The organism is Ancylobacter oerskovii, from assembly GCF_018390555.1.
Classification (GTDB): Bacteria; Pseudomonadota; Alphaproteobacteria; order Rhizobiales; family Xanthobacteraceae; genus Ancylobacter; species Ancylobacter oerskovii.
In genome coordinates this window covers 1-25,704 of sequence record NZ_JAHBGB010000036.1, presented here as the reverse complement: position 1 = coordinate 25,704, position 25,704 = coordinate 1, and the positions used below count along the sequence as shown (strand labels likewise).

Below are 25,704 nucleotides of genomic sequence, written 5' to 3'. Positions count from 1 at the left end.
CGGGCGCGTCCCGGTCTAGGGGCTCAGGGCCGAAGCCTTCGCCGCGTCGTCCCCGGCGGCGGGCGGCGCGTCCGCCACGCCGAACAGGTCGAGCCGGTGCCGGTTGATCCGGCGCAGGTCGCCGCGCCGGAGCGTGACGCCGTGGCGGTCGAAGAACTCCAGGATCTGGATCGCCACCTTGCGGCCGACCGCATGCTCTCCAGCCCCTGCGCCTCCCTCGATGCGGTCGCGGAAGGCGGCGGCGCCGAATTCCCCGTCCGCGGCCAAGGCCTTGGCGTGACCGACCATAACCGATACCACCGGGCGGAGGAAGAAGTGGTCATGCGCCACCTCGTCGACCTTCCCCAGCCGCGACAGCAGCTTGAACAACCGGCGGATCTCGGCTTCCGGCTCGTCGAGCCGGCCGGCAATGTCGCGCACCCGCGGCGGGCGAAAGCGCTCGGGGCCGGCGAGCATCGGCTCGACGGCTTCCCACAGCACCTCGTCGCGGGGGGTGAGCCGCACCTCGTGGCCGGCGAGCCGCACCCAGGCGCCTTCCACCGCCAGCATCCCCGCTTCAGCGAGGCGGGCAAGCGCGAGGAGAAAGGCCGGCCTCGGCAGGCGGATCGCCTGCTCCAGGCGCAGCTTCTCGACGCCCATGCCGGCAAGGTCGGGATTGGCAGCGTGATAGGCGGCGAGCGCCTCGGCGATGCCGGCACGCAGCCCCGCCCAGCGTGACGCCGAAAGCGCCAGAGTGACGCCGCCGGCGGCGAGGGTGACGAGGCCGAGCCCCGCCGCCAGAGCCGCCGGCGCGTCGGTGGCGAGCGCGCGGTCGCGGGCGAAGGCATCGAGATCGAGGTGATATGGCGGCAGTTCCAGAAGGCCGGCCAGCGCGACGGCGGGATCGGCCTCGGCGGCGGCCTCGATGACGGCGAGGCGCTCCGGCGTGCGGCGCTTGCGGGCCGGGGCGCGCAGATCGAGGAAACGACCGCCGCCGATGGTGCGCCGGGCCGAGGTGTCGCGCAGCACGAAGCGGTCGCGCACGGCCGCCGCGATGGGGCGTTCGAGCACCAGCTGCACGAGCCCCTCATCCCCCGGCGCCATCGCCTCGGCGGAAAGCGGCACCACCCGGGCGCCGATCTCCACCGCGCCGTGATGCAGCCGCGCCGGGAACCAGGTGCCGAGCGGCTTCGGCTCCGAGGCCAGCACGCGCAGGCGAGCATCGATGCGGTCGGTCGGGGCGTGAAGCGAGGGATCGAGCACCACGTCGCCACGCGAAATCGCCGGCGCGGTGACGCCCTCGCCGGCGAGGTTGAGCGCGCAGCGGTCGCCGGCGATCCCCCGCTCGGCCGGCCGGTTCTGCGCATGGATGGACCGCACGCGGGCGGCAAGGCCGGACGGGCTCACCACCACCCGGTCGCCCACCGCCACCGCGCCGGACACCACGGTGCCGGTGACGACGGTGCCGGCGCCGGCGAGCGCGAAGGAACGGTCCACCGACAGGCGGAAGCGCCCCTCGTTCCGCCCGGCGACAGTGGCCGCCGCCGCGACGAGGGCGTCGCGCAATTCGGCGAGCCCCTCCCCGGTGCGGGCGGAGACCGGCAGGATCGGCGCGCCCGCGAGCGCGGTACCCTCCAGCGCCGCGGCGATCTCGGACGACACCGCTGCGCGACGAGGCGCGTCGACGAGGTCGGCCTTGGTCAGCGCCACCAGGCCGCGGGAGACGCCCAGCAGGTCGAGGATGGCCAGATGCTCGCGGGTCTGCGGCATCACACCGTCGTCGGCGGCGATCACCAGCAGCGCGAAGTCGATGCCGCCGGCGCCGGCCAGCATGGTGTGCACCAGGCGCTCATGGCCGGGCACGTCGATGAAGCCGAGAATGCCGTTCTCGGTCGGCAGATAGGCGAAGCCGAGATCGATGGAGATGCCGCGCGCCTTCTCCTCCTTCAGCCGGTCGGTATCGACGCCGGTGAGGGCGCCGACCAGCGCCGTCTTGCCGTGGTCGATATGGCCGGCCGTGCCGATGATCACGACGGCAGCCCGGCGAGGCTGTCGAGCAGCCCCTGCGGGTCCTCCAGGCAGCGCAGGTCGAGCAGCAGCGCGCCATCGGTGATGCGGCCGATCACCGGCCGCTCCAGCCGGCGCAGCGCCGCTGCCAGCGCCGCGAGCGCGCTGCCCGAGCCGTCGGCCGGGCGCAGGGCGAGGCCGGCGCTGGCCAGCGTCTCCTGCGGCAGGGCGCCGGAGCCGATCTGGCTGGCGCAATCGACAACCGATACCAGCCAGTCGTCGCCGATGAGCGTCGCGACCGGCATGGCCAGCGCCTCGGCCAGCGCGCGGATCTCCCCGGCCGGGCGGGCGAGCAGGCGCAGCGTCGGCAGGCGGGCGGCCAGCGTGTCCGGGTCGCGATAGAGCCGGAGCGTGGCCTCCAGTGCCGCGAGGCGGATCTTGTCGACGCGCAGCGCCCGCTTCATCGGGTTGCGGTTGATCGCGGCGATCAGATCGGCGCGGCCGACGAGGAAGCCGGTCTGCGGGCCGCCGAGCAGCTTGTCGCCGGAGAAGGTGACGAGATCGGCGCCGTCGGCCACCGTCTCGCGCACCGTCGGCTCGCGGCCGACGCCGAGCCGGGCGAGATCGGCGAGCGTGCCGGAGCCGAGGTCGTGCACCAGCGGCACGCCGTGCTGGCGGGCGATCTGCGCCAGCTCGCGCGCCGACACTTCCTTGGTGAAGCCCTCGATGCGGTAGTTCGAGGTGTGCACCTTGAGGATCAGCCCGGTCTCGGCGTCGAGGGCGCCGAGATAGTCCTTCGCGTGGGTGCGGTTGGTGGTGCCGACCTCGACGAGACGGGCGCCGGCGCGGGCCATGATGTCCGGCATGCGGAAGGCGCCGCCGATCTCGATGAGCTCGCCGCGCGAGACGACGGCGCCCTTGCCGGCGCCGAGCGTGTTCAGCGCCAGCAGCACCGCGGCGGCGTTGTTGTTGACGACGGTGGCGTCCTCGGCGCCGGTGAGCTCGATCAGCAGCTCCCGGACATGGTCGTCGCGCTCGCCGCGCTTGCCGGTGCCGAGATCGTATTCCAGCGCCACCGCCGAGCGCATGGCGGCGGTGGCGGCCTCCACCGCCGCCTCCGCCAGCACGGCGCGGCCGAGATTGGTGTGCAGCACCGTGCCGGTGAGGTTGAACACCGGCCGCAGCGACGAGCGGGAGGCGAGCGCCAGCTGCTCGGCCGCCGCCAGCGCCACATGGTCCGGCGAGGGCACGCTGGCGAGCTGGCCGGCGAGCACGCAGGCGCGCACCTCCTCCAGCGCGGCGCGGACCGCGGCGGTGAGCGGCACGCGGCCGAAGCGCTGCGCCGCCTCGAGCGCGGCCCCGGTTTTCAGCACCTGGTCGACCGAGGGCAGGTCGCGCAGGGAGGGACGGGCTTCCGCATCCATGACCGCCTCCCTCAATAGCCGAGCAGGAACGGGTTGTAGGCGGCGCGGCGATAGGCCCCCTCGCGCATGAGCATGTCGAGCGGCAGCGAGCCGATATCGTCGGCCAGCGCCTCCATCGACGGGTCCTTGTGCTGGTGCAGCACCTTCACATAGGTGCGGCATTCGTCGCAGGTCTCGGCCTTCACCGTGCCGGGGCCACCTTCCACCTCCTGATAGCCGATGCCCTTGGTGGAACCGCAGGACACGCATTTGATGCGCACATAGTTCCACAGGGTGGCGCACAGCTCGCAGGCGCAGAAGCGGTTGCCATGCGCATTCGGCCATTCGACGATGAGCGAGGCCACCGGCGGCCCGCCGCAGGCCGGGCACACCGCCGTCTCGCTCACCGGCCTGAGCGCCTTGGGATCGAGCGTGGCGGCGAGCCGGGTGGCCAGCACCTCCAGCCCGGCGGCCATGAAGGCATGCTCGGCCAGCGCCTCCACCGGAACCGCGTGGGCGAGCACATTGCCGGCGATCTCGGCGCGCACCGCGTCGCCCGCCTGGCGCAGGCGCGCCAGCGCGGCGGCGGCGGGCTCCGGCATCGGCCGCTTGGCCACCGCGTCGAACAGGATGTCCAGCGTCGGGGTGAAGGCGGGATCGGCGGCCAGCGCCGAACGATCCAGCGGCGGCATGCCGAACTCCGTCGCGCGGGCGACCTGCTCGGCCGGGATGGCGGCCGGCGCCAGCGCCACGGTCTCGGCCTGCGCATCGACCAGGCCGGCGACGAAATCGAGATAGGGCTTCATCGGGCTCACCGCCGCATAGGCGCGCAGGCGTCTGGCGCGGATCGGGAACAGCGACGACGGGTCGGGAGCCACCGCGAAGGGCGGCGTCGAGACGGCGCCGATGACGGTGGGATCGGGCTGGATATCGGTGGACATAAGTTTCCTCACGAACCGCACGGGCCACGTGGTTTCACTAGGAACCACCGAGGGGCGCGGTGGTTCCTCTCGATTGCCGCTCCGGCCGAAGTGAGGCGAGAGCGGCCACTTTCTTACCCTCTCCCCGGCGGGGAGAGGTGGCCGGCGAAGCCGGTCGGTGAGGGGGGACGCGATTGCGGAGCCTTGGAGCCTTGCTCCCCCTCACCCCACCCCTCTCCCCCGCGGGGAGAGGGAGGCTTCCGGCCTCACTCCGCCGGCGTATGGGTGCCGCGGCCCGTGGGGGCCGAACCCGGCTTGCCCACCAGCTCGCGCAGCCATTTGCGGTGATGCCGCCACGCCCAGCCCCCGGTGACGTTGCCGCGCGTCATGGCGCTGAACGTGCCTTTGACCCAGATCGCGGCATAGACATGCACGATCCACACGCAGATGGCGAAGATCGCCGTCGCCGAATGCACGAGGATGGCGATGCGCTTCTGCTCGATGGTGGTGTAGGGGTAAAAATACTGGTCCCACATCACGATGCCCGAGGTGATGAGCACCAGGATCAGCGCCGACATCGACCAGAACACGAATTTCTGGCCGGCATTGTATTTGCCGACCTCCGGCATCTTCTCCTCGCGGCCGGCCAGCAGGTCGCTCGAATGCGCCAGCCATTCGGCGTCGACGCGCTTGGGCAGGTTGGCGCGCCAGAACCGCACGAACAGCAGGGCGAAGGAGCAGAACAGCACCACGCCGATCCACGGATGCAGGATACGCGTCATCTGCCCGCCGCCGAACAGGCCGGTGAGGAAGAACAGCCGGGGCGTGAACAAAGCAAGGCCGGACAGCGCCAGCAGCACCAGGCTGACGGCGGTGATCCAGTGGTTGATGCGCGCGGCGACGGTGTAGCGGTCCACCGTCACCGGGTGGCCGGGATGCACCGCATCGCCCGACTGCACGTCGTCGGCCGGCGTCGGCACCGGCGTTTTCGGGTCGTGCGCGCTCATGTCGGCCTCCCCTCACTGCCCGCCGGGCCGGCCGGAGGCGGCAAGTCGGCGGCGCCGGCGAGCTTCTCGGCGTTCTCCTCGTCCTCTTCCGTCACCTTGTTGGGACCGGCGACGAGGTAGTGCAGCACGCCGGCCGCCGCCGCCACGCCCATCAGGGCCATGCCCATATATTTGGTGATGCCCTTCCAGGTCTCGACGATCGGCGAGATGCGCGGATTGTCCGGCAGGTTCGCATAGATCGACGGCTGGTCGGCATGGTGCAGCACATACATGACATGGGTGCCGCCGACGCCCTGCGGATCATAGAGGCCGGCATTCTCGAAGCCGCGCGACTTCAGGTCCTTGATGCGGAAATCCGCCCAGCCCTTCATCTCCTCCTTGGTGCCGAAGACGATGGCCTGGGTCGGGCACGCCTTCTGGCAGGCCGGGCCCTGGCCGACCGCGACGCGGTCCGAGCACAGCGTGCACTTGTAGGCGGTGTGATCGACCTTGGAGATGCGCGGGATGTTGAACGGGCAGCCCTTGATGCAGTAGCCGCAGCCGATGCAGTTCTCGTGCTGGAAATCGACGATGCCGTTCGAATACTGCACGATGGCGCCGGGAGACGGGCAGGCCTTGAGGCAGCCCGGATCCTCGCAATGCATGCAGCCATCCTTGCGGATGAGCCATTCGAGATTCTCGGTCTCGGGATTCACCCACTCGGTGAAGCGCATCAGCGTGAAGGTGTTCTCGGTCAGGTCCATGGGGTTGTCGTAGACCCCGTGGTTGATGCCGACCTCCTCGGTGAGCTGGTTCCATTCCAGGCACGCGGCCTGGCAGGCCTTGCAGCCGATGCACTTGGTCACGTCGATGAGCTTCGCCACCTCGGTGAGCCGCTGCGCCGGCGGCTCCACCGTGGAAGCCGAGCGGCGCATGATGTCCTTCTCGCCGAAGCGCGGGGTCGCCGCGGCCGGGTCGACGGACGGGTTGGGAATTGGGGGAAACATGCGCGCCGCCTCCCTACGCCACCGGCCCGGTGGAGGGCTCGATATTGACCATGAACGCCTTGAATTCCGGCGTCTCGATATTGGCGTCGCCGACGAAGGGCGTGAGCACGTTCGCCGGGAAGCCCTTGCGGGCGGCGCCGACGAAGCCCCAGTGGATGGGCACGCCGACCACATGCACCGTCTTGCCGTCGACCTTCAGCGGCTTGATGCGCTTGGTGACCACCGCGATGGCGAGGATCTCGCCGCGCTTCGACCACACCCGCACCCAGCCGCCCTTGACGATGCCCTTCTCCTTGGCAAGCTCCTCCGAGATCTCGACGAATTGCTGCGGCTGCAGCACCGAGTTCACGTGGTTGTTCTTGGTCCAGTAGTGGAAGTGCTCGGTAAGGCGGTAGGAGGTGCCGGCATAGGGGAAGTTGGGATCGCCGATGTCGGCGAACTGCTTCCAGTCGTCGGCGAACACGCGCGCCACCGGGTTGCCGCGCACCTTGGGCGCGATCGCGTTGGCGACCGGGCTCTCGAACGGCTCGTAATGCACCGGGAACGGCCCGTCGCGCATCATCTTGCGCACGAAGAGGCGCGATGAGCCCTCCGGGTTCATGATGAACGGGCCGACCTCGCGCGGCTTGGCGGTGGGCGCGATGTCCGGCACGTCGTAGCCGGACCATTTCGCGCCGTCCCACTCGATCAGCTTGCGCGAGGGATCCCACGGCTTGCCGTCGAGGTCGCAGGAGGCGCGGTTGTAGAGGATGCGTCGGTTCGCCGGCCAGGCGAAGGACCATTTCAGATAGGCGCCGGTCTCGTCCGGGTCGGAATTGTCGCGGCGCGCCATCATGTTGCCCGCCTCCGTCCAGCAGCCGGAATAGATCCAGCAGCCGCCGGCGGTGGTGCCGTCGTCGCGATAGAGCCCGAAGCCGGAAAGCTGCTTGCCCGCCTCCAGGATCTTCTTGCTCGGATCATTGGGATCGAACACGTCGACCAGCGCCGAGCCGTTCATCTCCCTGGCGAGCTCCTCCGGCGTCGGCTCGCCCGGATCCTTGTAGGCCCAGTTGAGATTGACGATCGGATCGGGGAAGGCGCCGCCCTCCTTGGCGTACAACTCCTTCAGCCGCAGATGGATCTGCGCCATGATCCAGGTGTCGTGCTTGGCCTCGCCCGGAGGCGAGCCGCCCGGCCAGTGCCATTGCAGCCAGCGGCCGGAATTGACCAGCGAGCCCTCGTCCTCCGCGAAGCAGGTCGACGGCAGCTGGATCACCTCGGTCTTGATCGAGGCGGGATCGGCCTTGTTGTAGATGCCGTGGTCTTCCCAGAAGCGGGCCGTCTCGGTCTGGAGCGGATCCATGATGACGAGCAGCTTGAGCTTGGCCAGCGCCTCGGCGAGCTTGCCCTTGTTGGGGAAGGCCTGCAGCGGGTTGAACCCCTGGCAGAAATAGATGTTCACCTTCCCCTGCTTCATCATCTCGAAGATGCGCAGGACGTCGTAGCCGGCCACGTCGAGCTTGGGCAGGTAGTCATAGGCCCAGTCGTTCTCCACCGTGGCGGCGGAGCCGTACATGGACTTCATGAAGCTGACGAAGAACTTCTTGTAGTTCTGCCAGTAGCTCATCTGGTTCGGCCGCAGCGGCTTGAAGCCGCGCGTCGACATGTAGGTGGCGAAGTCCACTTCCTTGTCGGTGGCGATGTTGAGATAGCCGGGCAGGAGATTGCTCATCAGCCCGATATCGGTCAGCCCCTGGATGTTGGAGTGGCCGCGCAGCGCGTTCATGCCACCGCCGCGCACCCCGATATTGCCGAGGATGAGCTGCAGCATCGCCATGCCGCGGATGTTCTGCGAACCCTTGGAATGCTGGGTCCAGCCGAGCGCATACATCGACGTCATGGTCTTGGTCGGCGAGGAGCACTCGCCGATCATCTGCGCGATGTGCAGGAACTTGTCCTTCGGCGTGCCGCAGATGCGCTCCACCATCTCCGGCGTGTAGACGGCGACGTGCTGCTTCAGGAGGTTCCACACGCAGCGCGGATGCTGCAGCGTCTCGTCGACCACCGCATAGCCGTCCGGCCCGATCTCGTAGTCCCAGCTGTCGCGGTTGTAGTCGCGCTTTTCCTCGTCATAGCCGGTGAACAGGCCGTCCTGATAGGCGAAGCCCTCCTTCACGACGAAGGACGCGTTGGTGAACGCCTTGGTGTAGTCCCACTGGACCTTGTCGTTCTGGATGCACCAGTTGATCAGGCCCATCAGGAAGGCGATGTCCGATCCCTGGCGGATCGGCGCGTAATAGTCCGCGACCGACGCCGAGCGGTTATAGCGCGGGTCGATGACGATCAGCTTGGCGCCACGGTTGGCCTTCGCCTCGGTGACCCACTTGAATCCGCACGGATGCGCCTCGGCGGCATTGCCGCCCATGATCACGACGAGATCCGTGTTCCGAATGTCGGTCCACGAATTGGTCATTGCGCCACGGCCGAATGTTGGGGCGAGACTCGCCACCGTCGGGCCGTGTCAGACGCGCGCCTGGTTGTCGAAAGCCACCATGCCGGTCGAGCGCACCACCTTGTAGGTGGCGAACGCGGTTTCGTTGGTCGTCGCCGACGCCGCCAGGAAGCCGGTGGTCAGCCACCGGTTGACGGTGACACCGTCCTTGTTCTTGGCGATGAAGTTGGCGTCGCGATCGTCCTTCATGGCGCGGGCGATCTTATCGAGCGCCGCATCCCAGGAGATCGGCTCGAACTTGTCGGAACCCGGCTTGCGCACCATCGGCTGGGTGAGGCGCGTCTCGGACTTCACGATGTTAAGGAGCGCCGCGCCCTTCGGGCACAGCGTGCCGCGATTGGTGGGGTGATCGGCATCGCCCTCGATATGGACGATGTCGGCCTTCTCGCCCTTCCGAAGGTCGCCCTTCGCAAAGATGATGATGCCGCAGGCGACCGAGCAATAGGTGCAGGTGTTGCGGGCCTCGACCGTGTTGGCCAAATGGAACGGCTTGACATGGGCGGCTACCGCCGCCTCCGCCTCGCCGAAGCCGAAGGCCCCGAGCGTCGTCCCTGCTAACCCTGCACCCGACGTGCGCAGGAATGCGCGACGCGAGAGCTCCATGTTCATCGCAATGTTCTCCCGGCTTGGAGGGCCGTCTCCCCTATCTCCCGATAGGGTATTCCGATTGAATGACGCTATTTTTTAGCTACTCCAATGTCAAATCATCTAAAGTCGACCCGGACGGAAAAAGTCTGCTGTTCCAGACATTTCCGTCGTGCGATTTCGCAATCACACTACCGCACCGCAGCATCGCCCGCTCCCCGGCGGACGGGCGATTGACGGGACGCCCCGACTATCGGCAGGATTGTGGCGTGCTCGCTCGTTCGGCTCCCGCGTGCCGGGGCCCCGCCAACTCTCCCTTGCCGGCCCTGATGCTTGCCGTAGCGTCACTTTCCCTCGACGCTGCCGCGCCGCTTCGGGCCGAGCCCGCCTTTGCGCCCGGCGCGGCGCTGCCGCCGCTGGCGCTTTCCTCGCTCGATCACGGCCCGCAGAGCCTTGCCGCACTGCAAGGTCGGCCGGTCGTCCTTCACTTCTTTGCGACATGGTGCGAGCCCTGCCGGGAGGAGATGGCGGGCCTCGATCGGTTGGCCGGACGCCTCGCCGAACGGCCGGACGCGCGTCGCCCGGTGATTCTCGCGGTCGATGTCGGCGAGCCGGCCATCCGCATCCGTCGCTTCCTGGCGCGCGCCTTCGGCGATGAAACCCTGCCCTTCCCGGTGCTGGTCGACGACGACCGCGCCGCCATGAAGGCCTGGAAGGTCGCCGTGCTGCCGACGAGCTACCTGCTCGGCGCCGATCACACCCTGCGCAACGAAGCCGCCGGCCCGGTCGATTGGGACGACGCCCGCACCCATGCGGCGCTCGACGCCCTCTTCGCCGATGCGCCGCCCGGCGCGGCCGCGCCCCTGCCTGCCTTGTCCGACAACTCCGGGAGCAACCAACAATGACAAGCCGTCGCGACCTGTTGAAAGCCGGCGCCGCCTTCGCGGCCGCCGCCGCCCTTCCCCATTCCGCCCTGGCGCAGGCGGCCGCCACCCCGGCGGCGGCCGCGACCTTCGCCCCGAAGCCCGGCAACTGGCGCAGCTTCGAGGTGGTGACGACGCTCGACGTCGCGCCGCTGGAAGGCAAGGCCGGCCCGGCGCAGAAATCTCCGGTTCAGGCCTGGGTGCCGCTGCCTTCCTACGCCGCCGAGGACTGGTTCAAGCCCGGCGAAAGCACCTGGAAGACCAATGCCAGGACCGCCGAGGTGGTGCAGGACCCGCATTACGGGGCGAAGCTGCTGCACCTCACCTGGGCCGAGGGCGAGGACAAGCCGCAGGTGGAGATCACCTCGACATTCGCCACCCGCGACCGCGCGACGGACCTCTCCACGCCCGGCAGCGCCGCGCCGCTGTCGGCGCAGGACCGGGCGCTGTTCCTCAAGGCCACCGACCTCATCCCGACCGACGGCCTCGTCAAGCAGACCTCGGACAAGATCGTCGCCGGCAAGACCACCGACGTCGAGAAGGCCCGTGCCATCTATGAATGGGTGGTGGAGAACACCTATCGCAACGCCGCCACCCGCGGCTGCGGCACCGGCGACATCGCCTCGCTGCTGGCGAGCGGCAATCTCGGCGGCAAATGCGCCGACCTCAACGCGCTGTTCGTCGGGCTGTCCCGCGCCGCCGGCCTCCCGGCGCGCGATCTCTACGGCATCCGCGTGGCGCCCTCGGCCTTCGGCTACAAGAGCCTCGGCGCCAATTCCCCGGTGATCTCCAAGGCGCAGCACTGCCGCGCCGAAGTGTGGCTGGAAGGCTTCGGCTGGGTCGGCGTCGACCCCGCCGACGTGCGCAAGGTGGTGCTGGAGGAACCGCCGGGGAAGAACGCGATCGACGACGCCAAGGTGGTGGCCGCGCGCAAGGCGCTGTTCGGCGCCTGGGAAGGCAACTGGCTGGCCTATAATGACGGCCACGACATCGCCCTGCCGGGCTCCAGCGGACCCAAGCTCGGCTTCCTGATGTATCCGCAGGCGGAGGTGGCCAGCCTGCGCCAGGACTGCCTCGACCCGGACGCCTTCAAATACACCATCAAGGCCAGCGAGATCTCGGCGTAGAAAGACCGCCGCCCTCCGCGCGACGTCATGGCCGGGCGTGTCCCGGCCATCCACGCCTTTTGCCGCCCCCATCCAAAGAGCGAATGTTCATCGGAGCGGAAGAAGACGTGGATGCCCCAACACAAGGCCGGGCATGACGTCCATCTGCAAATGCAACGCTTCCCAGCCGCGTCCCCCCTCACCCGCCGCTGCGCGGCGACCTCCCCCGGCGGGGAGAGGTTAAGAAAAGGGAGAGTTCACCATGCTCGACACGCCTGCCATTCCGTCCGCCGAGGCCCCGTTCCGCCTCACCAGCCTCGCCCATGGCGGCGGCTGCGGCTGCAAGCTCGCGCCCTCGGTGCTGCGCGAGCTCCTGTCCGAGCAGGCGCCGGGCGGGCCGTTCGAAAAGCTGCTGGTCGGCACCGAGACCGGCGACGACGCGGCCGTCTACCAGCTCGACGACGAAACCTGCCTGATCGCCACCACCGACTTCTTCATGCCGATGGTGGACGATCCCTATGAATTCGGCCGCATCGCCGCCACCAACGCCATTTCCGACGTCTACGCCATGGGCGGCAAGCCCTTGCTGGCGTTGGCCATCCTCGGCATGCCGCTCGGCAAGCTGCCGACCCCGATGGTGCGCGACATCCTGCGCGGCGGGCAGGCCATCGCCGCCGAGGCCGGCATCCCCGTCGCCGGCGGCCATTCCATCGACTCGCCCGAGCCGATCTACGGCCTGGCGGTGATCGGCACCGCCCGGCCCGACGAGATCCGCCGCAACAGCACCGCACGGGCCGGCGACGTGCTGATCCTCACCAAGGCGCTCGGCGTCGGGCTCTATTCGGCGGCGTTCAAGAAGGAAGCGCTGGGGAGGGAAGCCTATGCGGAGATGATCGCCTCGATGACCAGGCTCAACCGCATCGGCGCCGCGCTCGGCAAGCGGAGCGAGGTGCACGCCGTCACCGACGTCACCGGCTTCGGCATTCTCGGCCACGGGCTGGAAGTGGCGCGCGGCTCCGGCCTCGCACTCCGCCTCGACGCGGACGCGCTGCCGGTGCTGGGACAGGCGGAGACGCTGGCGCGCCAGGGCTTCGTCACCGGCGCCTCGCACCGCAACTGGGCGAGCTATGGCGAGGGCGTGACCCTGCCGGAGGGCTTTCCCGACTGGCGGCGTCATCTCCTCACCGACCCGCAGACCTCGGGCGGCCTGCTGATCGCGGTGGCGCCGGAAGCGGCCGACGCCCTTGCCGCCGAGATCCGCGGCGCCGGCTATCCGGCGGCGGCCATCGTCGGCCGGCTGGAAGCGGGTTCGCCCGGCATCGTGGTCGGCTGACGGCGCGCGCCGCGCACCGTGGCGTCGTTGGCCTTCACCCAATCGATGAGGCCACCGAGCGGCACCATCAGCGAGCGGCCAAGATCGGTCAGCTCGTAGTCGACGCGCGGCGGCACGGTGGGGAACACCGTGCGCGAGATGAAGCCGTCGGTTTCCAGCGAGCGCAGCGTCTGGGTCAGCATGCGCTGCGAGATGTCCGGGATCGAGCGGCGCAGTTCGGAAAACCGCCGCACGCCGGGGTCGAGTTCGGTCAACACCAGCACGCTCCAGCGATCGCCGATGCGGTCGAGCAGCAGCCGCACCGGGCAGGCATCGCCGAGCGCCAGCCATTCCGCCTTCATCATTCCAGCCATCCCCTGCTCCCTTCGGCGGCACGCGAGACCCCGCGCCATTGGTTACTGCCGGCATACCGAGGCACGGCAAGATGCCTTCTTGCGCCTTTGATGCAGAAGCGCATGTTACTCTCATTCCGTAACCAAGGACAGCCCGTCGGCGCCATCGCCCTCCGGCGTCCATGCAGGGACCGTGCATCATGATCGTCATCACCGCCGCCAGCGGCAAGCTCGGCACCACCCTCGCCGATGCCTTCAAGGCCAAGGGCCTCGCCGGCAAGGTCCGCCTCGCCGTCCGCTCGCCGGAGAAGCTCGCCGCCCGCAAGGCCGAGGGCTTCGAGGTGGTCGCCGCCGACTATGACGACCCGGCCAGCCTCAAGGCCGCCTTCGCCGGCGCCGAGACCGTCGTGCTCATCTCCGGGGCCGGCACCAACGACATCCGCACCGCGCAGCATCATCGCGCCATCGACGCCGCCAAGGCGGCCGGGGTGGCGCGCCTCGTCTACACCAGCGCCACCAACCCGGTGAGCGCCAGCCGCTTCGACTGGGCGAAGGCGCATGAGGCGACCGAGGCGGAACTGAAGGCCTCCGGCCTCGCCTGGACCATCCTGCGCGACAATTCCTACTGGTCGAACAATGACGCGCTGTTCGCCAACGCCAAGGCGGGCGGCGTGCTGCCCTTCCCCAGCATCGACGCCAAGGTCGCCTATGTCTCGCACGAGGACGTGGCGGATTCGATCGTCGGCGCGGTCATCGGCGCCGGCCACGAGAACAAGGTCTATGAGATCGCCGGCGGCGAGGCCTGGAGCGCGGTCGAGCTCGCGGCGATCCTCTCCGAGCTGACGGGCAGGGAGATCAGGGCGCTCGAGGTGCCCGTCTCCGCCTTCGAGGAGCAGTTCCGCGCCATGGGCCTGCCGGAATGGGTGGCGACCGGGGTGGCCAGCTTCTACGCCGCGCTCGGCGCGGGCGAATATGCCGCGACCTCCGGCGATGTCGAGCGGCTCGCCGGCCGTCCCTCCACCAGCGCCCGTGCCTATCTCAAGGCGTTCGCCTGATCTCGGCCGCGGCGGGCTTCGGCCCGCCGTTCACCCCCTGATCCGCTCGGCGAGGAAATCGACGAAGGCGCGGATGCGGGCATCGAGATGGGCGTGGCCGACATAGACCGCGCTCATCTGCTCGATATCGCCGGCATTGTAGTCCTCCAGCACCGGCACCAGCGCGCCGGCTTCGATATCGGCATGGATGTGGAAGGCGCCGATGCGGGCAAGACCCAGCCCCTCCAGCGCCAGCCGCCGCACCGTGGCGCCGCTATTGCCCTCGAAATTGCCGCCGACGCTGCGGGTGAAGGATGCACCCGTCGCCGGGTCGCGGAACGGCCAGTCATCCATGCTGCGGCGGAAATTGAAGCGCAGGCAGTTGTGGCCCTCCAGATCGTCGGGCGTCGCCGGCACGCCATGCCGTTCCAGATAGGCCGGCGCGCCGACGATCACCCGCCGGCTTTCCGACAGCCGCCGCGCCTTCAGGGATGAATCGCGCAACGGCCCGATGCGGATGGCGAGATCGGTCCGCTCGCCGAGCAGGTCGATGACGCTGTCGGTCAGCGACAGGTCGAGCGAGACCCGCGGATAGCGCGCCAGGAACTGCGGTATCAGCGGCACCAGATAGTGCTCGCCGAACGCCACCGAGGCGGAGACGCGCAGCCTTCCGCGCGGCTCGGCGGCGGCGCCTCCCGCCACCTGGCGCTCGGCCTCCTCGATGCCGGCGAGGATAATGCGGGCACGCGCCACATAAGCCTCCCCCTCGGGGGTGAGCACCAGCGCCCGGGTGGAGCGCACCAGCAGCCGCACGCCGAGACGGGCCTCGATGCGGGCCACCATCTTCGAGACCGCCGAGGGCGACAGCCGCAACGACCGCCCGGCGGCGGAGAAGCTGCCGCGATCGGCGACCTCGACGAGCACCTGCATCTCGCCGGCACGGTTGTCCATGGCCGCCCCCATTCGTGAACAAGCTTCACAGATCTTGATCACGATCTTGGAATAAACAAGAGGAAAGGCGCGCCCCATAGTTCCGGCAACCCACGATCCTTTCGCGCGGCGCCTCGCCGCGGCCGGAGCCAACCATGCCCATCGCCCTCTTCGCCCTCACCGTGGCGGCCTATGCCATCGGCACCACGGAATTCGTCATCGTCGGCCTGCTGCCGACCGTCGCCGCCGATCTCGATATCGACCTGCCGCTCGCCGGACTGATCGTTTCCGTCTACGCGCTCGGCGTCACCTTCGGCGCCCCGATCCTCACCGCCCTCACCGGCCGCGTGCCGCGCAAGCCGCTGCTGCTCGGGCTGATGGCGCTGTTCATCGCCGGCAATGCCGGTGCGGCGCTGAGCCCGGACTATGCCGGCCTGCTGGTGGCCCGGGTGATCTCCGCCTTCGCCCATGGCGTGTTCTTCTCGGTCGGTGCCACCATCGCCGCCGATCTGGTGGCGCCGGACCGCCGCGCCTCCGCCATCGCCCTCATGTTCATGGGGCTGACGGTGGCCATCGTCACCGGCGTGCCGCTCGGCACCTTCATCGGCCAGCATTTCGGCTGGCGCGCCACCTTTGCCGGCGTCGCCGCGCTCGGCGCGGTGGCCTTCCTCGCCATCGCCGTACTGCTGCCCGCGCGGCTTTCGCGGCCGGCGCCGACGCGGCTCGCCGACCAGTGGAAGGTGCTGTCGAGCGGCCGCCTGCTCCTCGTCTTCGCCATGACCGCGCTCGGCTATGGCGGCACCTTCGTCGCCTTCACCTATCTGGCGGCGATCCTGGAGCAGATCACCGGCTTCGACGCCGGCGCCGTCAGCCTGATCCTGGTGCTCTACGGCGCCGCCATCGCCGCCGGCAACCTCATCGGCGGACGCATCGCCGACCGTGATCCGGTGAAGGCGCTGACACGGCTGTTCCTGGCGCAGGCGCTGGTGCTGGCGCTGTTCGGCCTCACCATGTCCACGCCGCTGCCGGCGCTCGCCACCCTCGTCGTGCTGGGCTTCCTCTCCTTCGCCAATGTGCCGGGGCTACAGATCTACGTGGTCGAGCTCGCCCGCCGGCACCGGCCCGGCGCCGTGGACGTCGCCTCGGCGCTGAACATCGCGGCCTTCAATCTCGGCATCGCGCTCGGTGCCTGGATGGGCGGCCGGGTGGTCGCCTCGCCCCTGGGCCTGGAGGCGACGCCCTATGTCGGCGCTGCGCTGGTGGCGATCGCCCTCGGCCTCACCATATGGAGTGGTGTGCTCGACCGGCGTGCCGTGCCGGCCGCCGCGCAGGCGGCCTGAGGCCGGCGCAGCCGGCGCTCCGGGCAGGCACGCCGCCGATCAAAACGCCCTCGCTCCGCTATCTCTGATTTGCATCATGAATAAAAAATGGTGTTTACAGAGGGAATGGGCGGAACCGGGCGGGGTCGGTGCACCCGACGGAGGTGATGAGAAAGTGCGTGTTACCCGGGAAAAGGTCGCCGAGCATCGGCGCACCATCCTCGACACGGCCTCGCGGCTGTTTCGGGAGCGTGGCTTCGGCGACGTCGGCGTCGCCGAGATCATGCAGGCGAGCGGGCTGACTCATGGCGCCTTCTACGGCCATTTCCGCTCCAAGGCGCATCTGGCCGAGGAGGCCTGCCGCGACGCCTTCCTGAAAAGCCGCGCCAAGTGGAACGAGATCTCCAGCCTGTGGTCGATCATCGAGCGCTATGTCTCGGTGCGCCACCGCGACGAGCCGTCCAGGGGCTGCCCGATGTCGGCCTTCGGCGCCGAGATCGCCCGCCAGCCGGAACATGTGCAGACGCAATATGCCGACGGCCTGCGCCATCAGCTGGGCCGCATCGCCGAATTGCTGCCGCCGGGCGGCACGCCGGAGGAACGGCATGCCGATTCGATCACGCTGATGGCGTCCATGGTCGGGGCCATCACCCTGGCCCGCGGCCTGTCCTCGACCGATCCGGCCCTCTCCGAGGAAATCCTGTCCTCGGTGCGCGATTCGCTGCGGCGGCACGTGATCGAGGAGCACTGCACCGCCGGCGCCCACACGCAGCCGGGCGAGGCCGCCGAATAGGCGGCCCCGCCATGTCCCGGGCCGTCAGCGGAACAGCGCCGGCAGCCAGAGCGACAGCCCCGGCACATAGGTGACCAGCAGCAGCACGGCGACGCTGGCCCCGAAGAACGGCCAGATGGTGCGCATCGCCTCGCGTATGGTGATGCCGCCCACCGCGCAGCCGACGAACAGCACCGTTCCCACCGGCGGCGTGTTCAGCCCGATGCCGGCATTGAGGATCATCACCACGCCGAAATGCACGGGGTCGATGCCGAACGCCTTCACCACCGGCAGCAGCACCGGCGTGCAGATGATGATCATCGGCGCCATGTCCATGAAGGTGCCGAGGAACAGCAGCACGAGGTTGATCAGCAGCAGCACCATGATCGGATCTTCGGAGACCGACCGGATCAGCTGGATCGTCGACTGCTGCACCTGCAGATAGGCCATCAGCCAGCCGAAGGAAGCCGCCGCGCCGATGACCAGCAGCACCATGGCGGTGGTGCGGACGGCGCCGAGCGTCGCCTCGACGAAGCCCGACCAGTCGAGCTCGCGATAGACCAGCACCGCCACCAGCAGGGCATAGAGCACCGCGATGCAGGAGCTCTCGGTGGCGGTGAACACCCCCGAGCGCACGCCGCCGAAGATGATGGCGATGAGCAGCAGGCCCGGCACCGAGGAGAGCAGGTAGAAGCCCAGCTTGCCGAAGCCGGGGAACGGCTCGGACGGATAGCCGCGGCGCTTGGCCACCCACCAGGCGGTGACCATCAGCGACAGCGCCAGCAGCAGCCCCGGCACGATGCCGGCGGTGAACAGGTCCGCCACCGAGACGTTGCCGCCCGCCGCGATGGAATAGAGGATCATGTTGTGCGAGGGCGGGATCATCAGCGCGATGATCGCCGCGTTGACGGTGACGTTCACCGCATAGTCGCGGTCGTAGCCGCGCTTGGCCATTTGCGGGATCATCAGCCCGCCCACCGCCGAGGCGTCCGCCACCGCCGAGCCGGAAATGCCGCCGAACAGCGTCGAGGCGACGATGTTCACCTGCCCGAGGCCGCCGCGCAGATGCCCGACCAGCCCGGCGGCGAAGCGGATGAGCCGCAGCGCGATGCCGCCGCGCACCATGAGGTCGCCGGCGAAGATGAAGAACGGGATCGCCATCATCGCGAAGACGTTGATGCCGGAATTGAGCTGCTGGAACACCACGATGGGCGGCAGGCCGAGATAGAGCACGGTCGCCAGCGAAGCGATGCCGAGGCAGAAGGCGATGGGGGTGCCGATCGCCATCAGCACGATGAACGAGCCGAACAGGACGAGATGCGCCATCACACCAACTCCGGGGTCGCGGTATCGGCGGCGATCTCGACGCCGATGAGCGTGTCGACGAAGCGTTCGGCCGCGAACAGCGCGATGAGGATGCCGCCGAGCACCAGCGGGAAGAAGTCCACGCCGCCCGGCCAGCCGAGAACGGGAATGGTTGCCGTCCAGGTACCGATGGCGAGCTTGGCGCCGTACCAGGCCATGGCGATGCCGAAGGCGGCCACCAGCGCGAGGCTGACCAGGTCCATCGTCCGCTGCGCCCAGGGCGGCGAGATGTGGTGGAAGAGGTCCAGCCCCAGATGCACGCTGTCGCGCACCCCGACCGCGGCGCCGAGCAGGATGAACCAGCTCATGAACTGCAGCGCCAGCGGCTCTGACCAGTTGGGCGTGTCGTTCAGCACATAGCGGCCGAACACCTGCCAGCCGACCACCGCGGTCATGATCACCAGAAGGATGCCGGCGATCCACAGCGCGATCGTCGACAGCACTCCCAGCACCCGGCGGACCACGCGAAGAGCCTGCATCGTGCCTCCGGTTTCCCCTGCGCCCGCGGGCGCTCCGGCCCGCTCCGCCGCATCGGCGGAAGCGGGCCACCCGGCCTTGGCCGGGCTGATCGGCGCGTTCACTGGACGGCCTGGATGCGGGTCACCAGATCCTTCATCTTCGGATCTGTGACGAAGGTCTCGTAGACCGGCTTCATGGCCTCGATGAACGGCGTCTTGTCGACGGTGAACACCTTCACCCCGGCGTTGCGGACCTTCGCTTCCGAGGCCTTCTCGCGGGCCAGCCACAGCTCGCGCATCTTGCCGACCGAATCCTTGGCGGCCTGGCGGACGATCTTCTGGTCCTCCGGCGACAGCTTGTCCCAGCTGACCTTGGAGATCACCAGCGCCTCGGGCGCCAGCGAATGCTCGGTCAGCGTGTAGTTCTTCGCCACCTCGAAGTGGCGGGAGGATTCATAGGACGGCCAGTTGTTCTCGGCACCGTCGACCACGCCGGTCTCCAGCGAGGAATAGACCTCGCCGAACGGCATCGGCGTCGCATTGGCGCCGAAGGCCTTCATCATCGCGATCCACAGATCCGACTGCTGCACGCGGATCTTCATGCCCTTGAGGTCGCCCACCGCCTTGATCGGCTTCTTGGTGGTGTAGAAGCTGCGGGCGCCGGAATCGTAGAAGGCGAGGCCGACCAGGCCGTGCGGCTCGAAGGCGGCCAGGATCTCGTCGCCGATCGGCCCGTCCACCACCTTGTGCATGTGATCGACGGAGCGGAACAGGAAGGGCAGGCCGAGCACCTGGGTCTGCGGCACCAGATTGTTGAACGGCGCGGTGTTGACGCGGTTCATGTCGATGACGCCGAAGCGGGTCTGCTCGATGGTGTCCTTCTCGCTGCCGAGCGCCGCGTTGTTGAACACCTGGATGTCGAGCCGGCCATTGGTGCGCTGCTTGACCAGCTCACCCATATATTTGACCGCGTCGACGGTGGGGTAGCCGTCGGGATGGATGTCGGCGGAACGCAGCACCGTCTGCGCCTGCGCGCCGAGGGGCGCCAGCGTGGCGGTTCCGAGCGCGAGGGCAGTGGCGACGCAGAACATGCGTGCGAGATTCATGGCGTTGTCCTCTCCTAGGATCACATGCGGCATTTGCCTGCCGTCATTGGTCTTGTGCCGCCGGGCGGGCGGCCTGTCGGTCACGCCGCGGCGGAACGCTCCGCCGTGCGGGCCTTGACGCGGAGGCCGAAGCCGCCGACGCCGGGAAACTCGATGCGGGCCTCCTCGCCGATGCGCACATCGTGCACGCCGGTGGTCATGCCGGTCAGCACGATGTCGCCGGCCCGCAGCCGCCGGCCGCGGCCGGCCAGCTGGGCGATGAGGAAGGCGACGGATTCAAAGGGGCCGCCGGCCACGCGGGCGGCCGTGCCCTGCCCCGCCAGCTCGCCGCCGATCAGCGTGCGGGAGACCAGCGCCTCCCAGTCGCCGAAGGCCGCCGGCGCGATCGCCGGCCCGACGATGGCGCCGGCATTGTTGCCGTGATCGGCGATGACCGCCCCGGGGCCGAGATCGTTGATGCTGGCCAGCGGGCTCGAGGCGATCTCCGAGCCGACATGCAGCGTCGCGAAGGCCGGAATCTCCGCCGCCGCCACCGGCCCCTCCGGTGCATCGGCGGTGAGCCGCACCACGAACTCCGCCTCCACGGCGGCAAAGCCCCCTTCATAGACGAAGACATCGACGCGGCCGCCATCGGCCACGTCCTGCACCACATCGGCGAAGACCGGCCCGACCAGACGCGGCGCGTCGTAGCGCGCGCGGAACGCCGGCGGGATGCCCGCGACCTTCCAGCCGGCGAGACGACGCGGCGTCAGCCTCAGCACCTCTTCCTGCACCGCATAGGCCTCGTCGAGGCCGGCGGGCAGCGTGCCGGGAAAATCGGCCAGGGGACGCGCCTCGCGCCGGGCGCCGACAAATTCCTCTGCCGTGCTGGGCATTTGCATCTCCTTCGGCCGGTTTTTCGTTTTTGGTATGGTAGATACTGCCTCTAGTATGGTAGAAGGTCAAGCAGCAATCGAAACGGATATGGGAGCGCGGCGCGGTGAACGTGGAGACTGGTGAGGTCGCGGAATCGAGCGCACGCCGTATCGAGCGCGAAATCCGCAAGGCCATCATCACGCTGGAGATATTGCCCGGCTCCCCGCTGTCCGAGCAGGAGATCGCCGAGCGCTACCAGGTCTCGCGCCAGCCGGTTCGCGAAGCCTTCATCGCGCTGGCCCGTGCCGGCCTTGTCGAGATCCTGCCGCGCCGGGGCACCTTCGTCGTCAAGATCTCGCTCGACCGCATGCTGGAAGCCCGCTTCATCCGCGAGACGCTGGAGGTCGGCATCGTGCGGCGCGCCTGCGAGCGCTTCGATGCCCGCATCCGCACCCGCATCGACTTCTATCTCGACGCGCAGGCGGTGGCGGCCGAGGCCGGCGCCCATTACGAATTCCAGCGCGCCGACGAGCGCTTCCACGCCGCCCTCGCGGAGGGCGCCGGCTGCCCGACCGCCTGGTCGGTGATCGACGACATCAAGGCGCATATGGACCGGGTGTGCCACCTCACCCTGCCCTCGGAGACGGCGCTGCCGCGCCTTGTCGAGCAGCACCGCGCCATTCTCGCCGGCATCGATGCCCGCGACCCCGACCGCGCCGAGGCGGAGCTGAAGACGCATCTGTCGGAGATCCTGAAAGCCCTGCCGCAGGTGCGCTCCGCCCATTCCGACCTGTTCATCTGACCCATCCGACAGGGCCGGCCAACGGCCGACCACAGGGAGAGAGCCCATGGATATCCGCCACGCCGTCCACCCGGACCAGGCCGAGGCCCTCGATACCGCCGGCCTGCGCCGGCATTTCCTCATCGACACCGTGTTCGAGACCGGCCGCGTGCGCGCCACCTACACCCATTACGACCGCATGATGGTGCTCGGCATCGCCCCGGCGGCGGCGCCTCTCGGCTTCGACGCCGCGCTCGCCAAGGTGGCGGGCAACGACTTCTTCCTCGAGCGGCGCGAGCTCGGCGGCATCAATGTCGGCACCGGGCCGCTGAAGGTCACCGCCGATGGCGAGAGCTTCGTCGTCGCGCCGCAGGAGGCGCTCTATCTCGGCATGGGCAGCCGGGAGGTGACGTTCGAGAACCTCGATCCCGCCCGGCCGGGTCGGCTCTACGCTAATTCCGCTCCCGCGCATCAGCGCCACCCCAGCCGGGTGGTGCGCCAGACGGAGGCCTCGCCGCAGCCGCTCGGGGCGCTGGAGACCTCCAACAAGCGCACCATCTTCAAATATCTGCATCCCGGCGTGTTGCCGACCTGCCAGATCGTGATGGGGCTGACGCGGCTGGAAGGCGGCAGCGTGTGGAACACCATGCCCGCCCATACCCATGACCGGCGCATGGAATCCTATTTCTACTTCGAGGTGCCGCAGGATGCCTTCGTGCTGCATCTGATGGGCCGGCCCGAGGAAACGCGGCACCTCGTGGTGCGCAACGAACAGGCGGTGCTCTCGCCGCCCTGGTCGATCCATTCCGGCGCCGGCACCGGCTCCTATGCCTTCATCTGGGCGATGGCCGGCGACAACCAGTCCTTCGCCGACATGGATTTCGTGCCGATGGGAGAGCTGAGGTGAGCCGGGCGGCGCAGAGCGTGGCCGGCCTGTTCGACCTCACCGGCAAGACCGCGCTGGTGACCGGCGCCCGCACCGGCATCGGCGCCGCCCTCGCCGAGACGCTGGCGCAGGCGGGCGCCGATGTGGTCGGCCTCGGCTCGCGCACCATGCCGGAGACCCGCGCCGCGGTGGAAGCCCACGGCGTGCGCTTCCACGAGATCATCCGCGACCTGGAGGCCGGCGGCGATTTCGCGGCGCTGCTGGCGGACGCCGCCGACCGGTTCGGCGCACCGGACATCCTCGTCAACAATGCCGGCATCATCCGCCGGGCCGACCTCGTCGACTTCACCGAGGCCGACTGGGATGCGGTGATGGCGATCAACCTCAAGAGCCTGTTCTTCCTGTCGCAGGCCGCCGCACGGGACTGGATCGCCCGCGGCGTCGAAGGCCGGATCGTCAACATCGCCTCGCTGCTCTCCTTCCAGGGCGGCATCCGCGTGCCGTCCTACACCGCCAGCAAGCACGGCGTGCTCGGCCTGACGCGGCTGATGGCGAACGAACTGGCCGGCAAGCGCATCACCGTGAACGCCATCGCCCCCGGCTATATCGAAACCGACAACACCGCGCCGCTGCGCGCCGATCCGGTACGTAGCCGGCAAATTCTCGACCGGATCCCCGCCGGCCGATGGGGGCTGCCCGACGATCTCAAGACCGCGCTGCTGTTCCTGGCCGCGCCCGGCTCCTCCTATGTTACGGGTACGGTGGTGCCGGTCGACGGTGGCTGGCTCGCACGCTGAGAGGGGCCGATGGACGAGCAGATACAGGCGCGACTGATCGTCGACAGTGGCTGCGAGATCGGCGAATCCCCTCTCTGGGATGCCGCACGCGGCGCCCTGTACTGGGTCGACATTCCCGCCGGAACGGTGTTCCGGCTGAAGGTCGCGGACGGCGGCATGGATCGCTGGAATTTCGACGCGCCGGTCGGCAGCCTCGGCCTCGCCCGTTCCGGCCGGCTGGTGGTGGCGGTCGGCGGCACCGTGCGGCTCTTCGAGCCGGAGAGCGGCCATCATGCCCTGCTCGCCGAGGTGGAACCGCGCTTCCCCGAGTTCCGGCTCAATGACGGCAAGGTCGGGCCGGACGGCGCCTTCTGGGTCGGCTCCATGCACGACGTGCCGCCCGACCGGCAGCGGCCGGACGCCTGCCTCTACCGCGTGAGCGCGGATGGCCGAGTCGAGCGCAGGATCGAGGGGCTCAAGGTTTCCAACGGCCTGGCGTGGAGCGGCGATGGCCGCACCCTGTTCCACAGCGATTCCCGCGGCCCCTGGATCGACCGTTGGGACTTCGATGCCGCCGACGGCACTCTGTCGAATCGCCGCCGCCTGCGGGAACTCTCCGAAGCCGAAGGGCGGCCGGATGGCGGCGCCTGCGACATCGACGGTCTCTATTGGAGCTGCGGCGTCTCCGCCGGCTGCCTGAACGGTTTCGATGCCGACGGCCGGCTGGTCGCACGCCATGCCTTGCCGGTTCCGGCGCCGACCATGCCCTGCTTTGCCGGCCCCGGTCTCGCCACGCTCTATCTCACCAGCCTGCGCAAGGGCTTGTCGGAACGGCAGCTCGCCGCAGCCCCGGCCTCCGGCGGCCTGATCGCCATCGATGTCGGCGCCACCGGCGTGCCGGTCGCCTTGTTCGAGGATCTGCCATGACCGAACCGGCTGCTCCGCTTCCTATCCTGCTGACCGGCGCCTCCGGCGGCCTGGGGCGCCTGCTGGCGCAGCACCTGGCTCGCCCCGACCGGCCACTGGTCCTGACGGACATCGTCGAGCCGGCTTATGATCTACCGGAGCATACCCGTTTCATCGCCGCGGATCTCGCGGATCGCGAGGCGGTGATGCGGCTCGGCAGCGAGTTCACGGCGATCCTGCATTTCGGTGCGGCTTCCACCGAGCGGGATTTCGAAGCATTGCTCGGGCCGAATATCCTCGGGGTGCATCATGTCTTCGATCTGGCGCGGGCCTGCCGGGCGCGGGTGATCTTTGCCTCGTCGAACCATGCGATCGGCTTTCATCGCCGCGGCGTCATGCTGGACGAAGACTGCGATTTGCGGCCCGATGGCTATTACGGTCTCAGCAAGGCTTATGGCGAATTGCTGGCGCGGCTCTATTGGGACAAGCATGGCGTCGAGAGCTTGTCGATACGGATCGGGAGTTGCGAGGAGCGCCCGAAGGAGCTTCGGCATCTGTCGACATGGCTCAGTTTTGGAGATCTGTTCCGGCTCATCGAAGCCGGACTTTCGGAAGATCTCGGCTGCCGAATCGCCTGGGGAGTGTCGGGAAACGCGCGGCGCTGGTGGGTGGATCACGAGGCGCTCGGGGGCGGGCCTGGGGACGATGCGGAAGCCTATGCCGGGGAGGTTATTGCGGGGGCGGCGGAGGGCGACCCGATCTCGGCGCGCTACCAGGGCGGGACGTTCTGCGCGCTGGGCTATGACCGGCAAGAGTTCCCGCCGGAGGAACTGTTCGCGTGGCGGATGTCGGTTCGGGGATCGTGAGCCGGCGTTGTTTCGAAGCGGTGAGCATCGGCGGCGCCGAGGATCCTCGCTCGGACGCCTCTGGCCGTGTGGGTGAGCTCAGCTATTCCCGGTCCGACAGGTATGACGTGCTGGCGGCAGGAGCCGCCGGCGCGTTGCTTCCATACGGTTGATCGGCCGTGATCGAGGTCGCTGCCGGTCGTCGTCGCGCGAGCTACCGTAGCGGTTCATGGAACCGCACCGGACCGCGTCCAACAGCTGAGTTGGGGACGGGCCGTCGAGGTTCTCGGGTAGCTGGCGGCGACGCGCGTTGAGCGTGTTGGGCGGTTGATGGTCCCCCTCTCCTGCCCCGTTCGGCCGGCTGCACGATCGCGGCACGCGGCACGCGGTGCGACCGTGGAGGCCGGCGTCACGCGCCTTCGCATTGGCGGATCCCGGGGTGTTCGGCCGGCGACAGGTTCTCGCGCGAGGTGTTTTCCGCGTGGGAGACCGTTGCGGTTCTTCGCGACGGGGTTTGGGATCGGCTTTCGAGGGTTTGAACAGCAAGAACCCCGCCGGTCATTTCTGATCGGTGGGGTTCTTTTTGGGTTGTGAAGCAG

The 25,704-nt window shown here is 68.9% G+C and carries 24 protein-coding genes; 11 read left to right on the top strand and 13 right to left on the bottom strand.

Features of this window, described 5'->3' with window-relative positions:
- Positions 1 to 15: 15 nt before the first annotated feature.
- The 6 genes from selB to fdnG all read right to left on the bottom strand — a co-directional run bounded on the left by selB (position 16) and on the right by fdnG (position 9,402).
- Entirely contained in the window at positions 16 to 2,010 is a 1,995-nt protein-coding gene (gene selB, locus KHC19_RS16520; protein ID WP_213353485.1) for a selenocysteine-specific translation elongation factor, read from the bottom strand.
- Positions 2,007 to 3,410 carry an L-seryl-tRNA(Sec) selenium transferase gene (selA, locus tag KHC19_RS16515; protein WP_213353484.1) on the bottom strand — a complete coding sequence of 468 codons (1,404 nt, stop codon included), beginning with the start codon at positions 3,408 to 3,410 and terminating at the stop codon, positions 2,007 to 2,009. The genes selB and selA overlap by 4 nt, the downstream gene beginning before the upstream one ends.
- A gap of 11 nt (positions 3,411 to 3,421) precedes the next feature.
- Positions 3,422 to 4,330, bottom strand: coding sequence for a formate dehydrogenase accessory protein FdhE (fdhE, locus tag KHC19_RS16510; protein ID WP_213353483.1), 909 nt, complete (start codon positions 4,328 to 4,330; stop codon positions 3,422 to 3,424).
- 245 nt (positions 4,331 to 4,575) lie between these two features.
- Positions 4,576 to 5,316, bottom strand: a complete 741-nt coding sequence (locus tag KHC19_RS16505) for a formate dehydrogenase subunit gamma (RefSeq protein WP_213353482.1) — start codon at positions 5,314 to 5,316, stop codon at positions 4,576 to 4,578.
- A complete protein-coding gene (fdxH, locus tag KHC19_RS16500) occupies positions 5,313 to 6,302 on the bottom strand; it encodes a formate dehydrogenase subunit beta (protein ID WP_213353481.1) in 990 nt (329 codons plus the stop codon). Before fdxH ends, KHC19_RS16505 begins: the two co-directional genes overlap by 4 nt.
- A 13-nt stretch (positions 6,303 to 6,315) precedes the next feature.
- Complete coding sequence (fdnG, locus tag KHC19_RS16495; protein WP_213353480.1) at positions 6,316 to 9,402, bottom strand: formate dehydrogenase-N subunit alpha; 3,087 nt, start codon at positions 9,400 to 9,402, stop codon at positions 6,316 to 6,318.
- Between the two features lie 62 nt (positions 9,403 to 9,464).
- On the opposite strand from fdnG, the gene KHC19_RS16490 reads away from it, so the two are divergent.
- The 3 genes from KHC19_RS16490 (at position 9,465) to selD (ending at position 12,740) form a co-directional block, all read left to right on the top strand.
- Positions 9,465 to 10,283 (top strand): TlpA family protein disulfide reductase, encoded by an 819-nt coding sequence (locus tag KHC19_RS16490; RefSeq protein ID WP_246549034.1) that lies wholly within the window; start codon positions 9,465 to 9,467, stop codon positions 10,281 to 10,283.
- Entirely contained in the window at positions 10,280 to 11,428 is a 1,149-nt protein-coding gene (locus KHC19_RS16485) for a transglutaminase-like domain-containing protein (protein WP_213353479.1), read from the top strand. Before KHC19_RS16490 ends, KHC19_RS16485 begins: the two co-directional genes overlap by 4 nt.
- Positions 11,429 to 11,669: 241 nt before the next feature.
- Positions 11,670 to 12,740 (top strand): selenide, water dikinase SelD, encoded by a 1,071-nt coding sequence (selD, locus tag KHC19_RS16480; RefSeq protein WP_213353478.1) that lies wholly within the window; start codon positions 11,670 to 11,672, stop codon positions 12,738 to 12,740.
- Here the strand turns inward: selD and KHC19_RS16475 are convergent.
- Entirely contained in the window at positions 12,677 to 13,093 is a 417-nt protein-coding gene (locus tag KHC19_RS16475; RefSeq protein WP_213353477.1) for a winged helix-turn-helix transcriptional regulator, read from the bottom strand. The two genes, selD and KHC19_RS16475, sit on opposite strands and share 64 nt — an antisense overlap.
- 179 nt (positions 13,094 to 13,272) lie before the next feature.
- On the opposite strand from KHC19_RS16475, the gene KHC19_RS16470 reads away from it, so the two are divergent.
- Positions 13,273 to 14,127, top strand: coding sequence for an SDR family oxidoreductase (locus tag KHC19_RS16470; RefSeq protein WP_213353476.1), 855 nt, complete (start codon positions 13,273 to 13,275; stop codon positions 14,125 to 14,127).
- 30 nt (positions 14,128 to 14,157) lie between these two features.
- On the opposite strand, the gene KHC19_RS16465 is transcribed toward KHC19_RS16470, so the two are convergent.
- A complete protein-coding gene (locus tag KHC19_RS16465) occupies positions 14,158 to 15,057 on the bottom strand; it encodes a LysR family transcriptional regulator (RefSeq protein ID WP_213353475.1) in 900 nt (299 codons plus the stop codon).
- A 134-nt stretch (positions 15,058 to 15,191) separates the two neighbouring features.
- On the opposite strand from KHC19_RS16465, the gene KHC19_RS16460 reads away from it, so the two are divergent.
- On the top strand, positions 15,192 to 16,376 hold the full coding sequence (locus tag KHC19_RS16460) for an MFS transporter (RefSeq protein ID WP_213353474.1): 1,185 nt from the start codon (positions 15,192 to 15,194) through the stop codon (positions 16,374 to 16,376).
- Between the two features lie 154 nt (positions 16,377 to 16,530).
- The gene (locus tag KHC19_RS16455) at positions 16,531 to 17,148 is read left to right on the top strand and encodes a TetR/AcrR family transcriptional regulator (protein WP_213353473.1); all 618 of its coding nucleotides are present in this window, start codon (positions 16,531 to 16,533) and stop codon (positions 17,146 to 17,148) included.
- 24 nt (positions 17,149 to 17,172) lie between these two features.
- Here KHC19_RS16455 and KHC19_RS16450 read toward each other — a convergent pair whose 3' ends face one another.
- The 4 genes from KHC19_RS16450 to KHC19_RS16435 all read right to left on the bottom strand — a co-directional run bounded on the left by KHC19_RS16450 (position 17,173) and on the right by KHC19_RS16435 (position 20,931).
- Positions 17,173 to 18,453 carry a TRAP transporter large permease gene (locus tag KHC19_RS16450; RefSeq protein WP_213353472.1) on the bottom strand — a complete coding sequence of 427 codons (1,281 nt, stop codon included), beginning with the start codon at positions 18,451 to 18,453 and terminating at the stop codon, positions 17,173 to 17,175.
- Entirely contained in the window at positions 18,453 to 18,971 is a 519-nt protein-coding gene (locus KHC19_RS16445; RefSeq protein ID WP_213353471.1) for a TRAP transporter small permease, read from the bottom strand. Before KHC19_RS16445 ends, KHC19_RS16450 begins: the two co-directional genes overlap by 1 nt.
- Before the next feature lie 98 nt (positions 18,972 to 19,069).
- Positions 19,070 to 20,056, bottom strand: coding sequence for a TRAP transporter substrate-binding protein (locus tag KHC19_RS16440; RefSeq protein ID WP_213353470.1), 987 nt, complete (start codon positions 20,054 to 20,056; stop codon positions 19,070 to 19,072).
- A gap of 80 nt (positions 20,057 to 20,136) precedes the next feature.
- The gene (locus tag KHC19_RS16435; RefSeq protein ID WP_213353469.1) at positions 20,137 to 20,931 is read right to left on the bottom strand and encodes a 2-keto-4-pentenoate hydratase; all 795 of its coding nucleotides are present in this window, start codon (positions 20,929 to 20,931) and stop codon (positions 20,137 to 20,139) included.
- 104 nt (positions 20,932 to 21,035) lie between these two features.
- On the opposite strand from KHC19_RS16435, the gene KHC19_RS16430 reads away from it, so the two are divergent.
- The 5 genes from KHC19_RS16430 to KHC19_RS16410 are packed head-to-tail and all read left to right on the top strand — an operon-like array spanning position 21,036 to position 25,126.
- Positions 21,036 to 21,713: a GntR family transcriptional regulator gene (locus KHC19_RS16430; RefSeq protein WP_213353468.1), complete on the top strand. Its 678-nt coding sequence runs from the start codon at positions 21,036 to 21,038 to the stop codon at positions 21,711 to 21,713.
- Positions 21,714 to 21,759: 46 nt separating this feature from the next.
- The gene (gene kduI / locus KHC19_RS16425) at positions 21,760 to 22,599 is read left to right on the top strand and encodes a 5-dehydro-4-deoxy-D-glucuronate isomerase (RefSeq protein WP_213353467.1); all 840 of its coding nucleotides are present in this window, start codon (positions 21,760 to 21,762) and stop codon (positions 22,597 to 22,599) included.
- Between the two features lie 17 nt (positions 22,600 to 22,616).
- Entirely contained in the window at positions 22,617 to 23,375 is a 759-nt protein-coding gene (kduD, locus tag KHC19_RS16420) for a 2-dehydro-3-deoxy-D-gluconate 5-dehydrogenase KduD (RefSeq protein WP_213353494.1), read from the top strand.
- A 9-nt stretch (positions 23,376 to 23,384) separates the two neighbouring features.
- Positions 23,385 to 24,281 (top strand): SMP-30/gluconolactonase/LRE family protein, encoded by an 897-nt coding sequence (locus KHC19_RS16415; protein ID WP_213353466.1) that lies wholly within the window; start codon positions 23,385 to 23,387, stop codon positions 24,279 to 24,281.
- Positions 24,278 to 25,126 carry an NAD-dependent epimerase/dehydratase family protein gene (locus KHC19_RS16410; protein ID WP_213353465.1) on the top strand — a complete coding sequence of 283 codons (849 nt, stop codon included), beginning with the start codon at positions 24,278 to 24,280 and terminating at the stop codon, positions 25,124 to 25,126. Before KHC19_RS16415 ends, KHC19_RS16410 begins: the two co-directional genes overlap by 4 nt.
- A 388-nt stretch (positions 25,127 to 25,514) precedes the next feature.
- Here KHC19_RS16410 and KHC19_RS16405 read toward each other — a convergent pair.
- Positions 25,515 to 25,704: hypothetical protein (locus tag KHC19_RS16405; RefSeq protein WP_213353464.1), on the bottom strand; the 190-nt coding region annotated here is incomplete at its 5' end.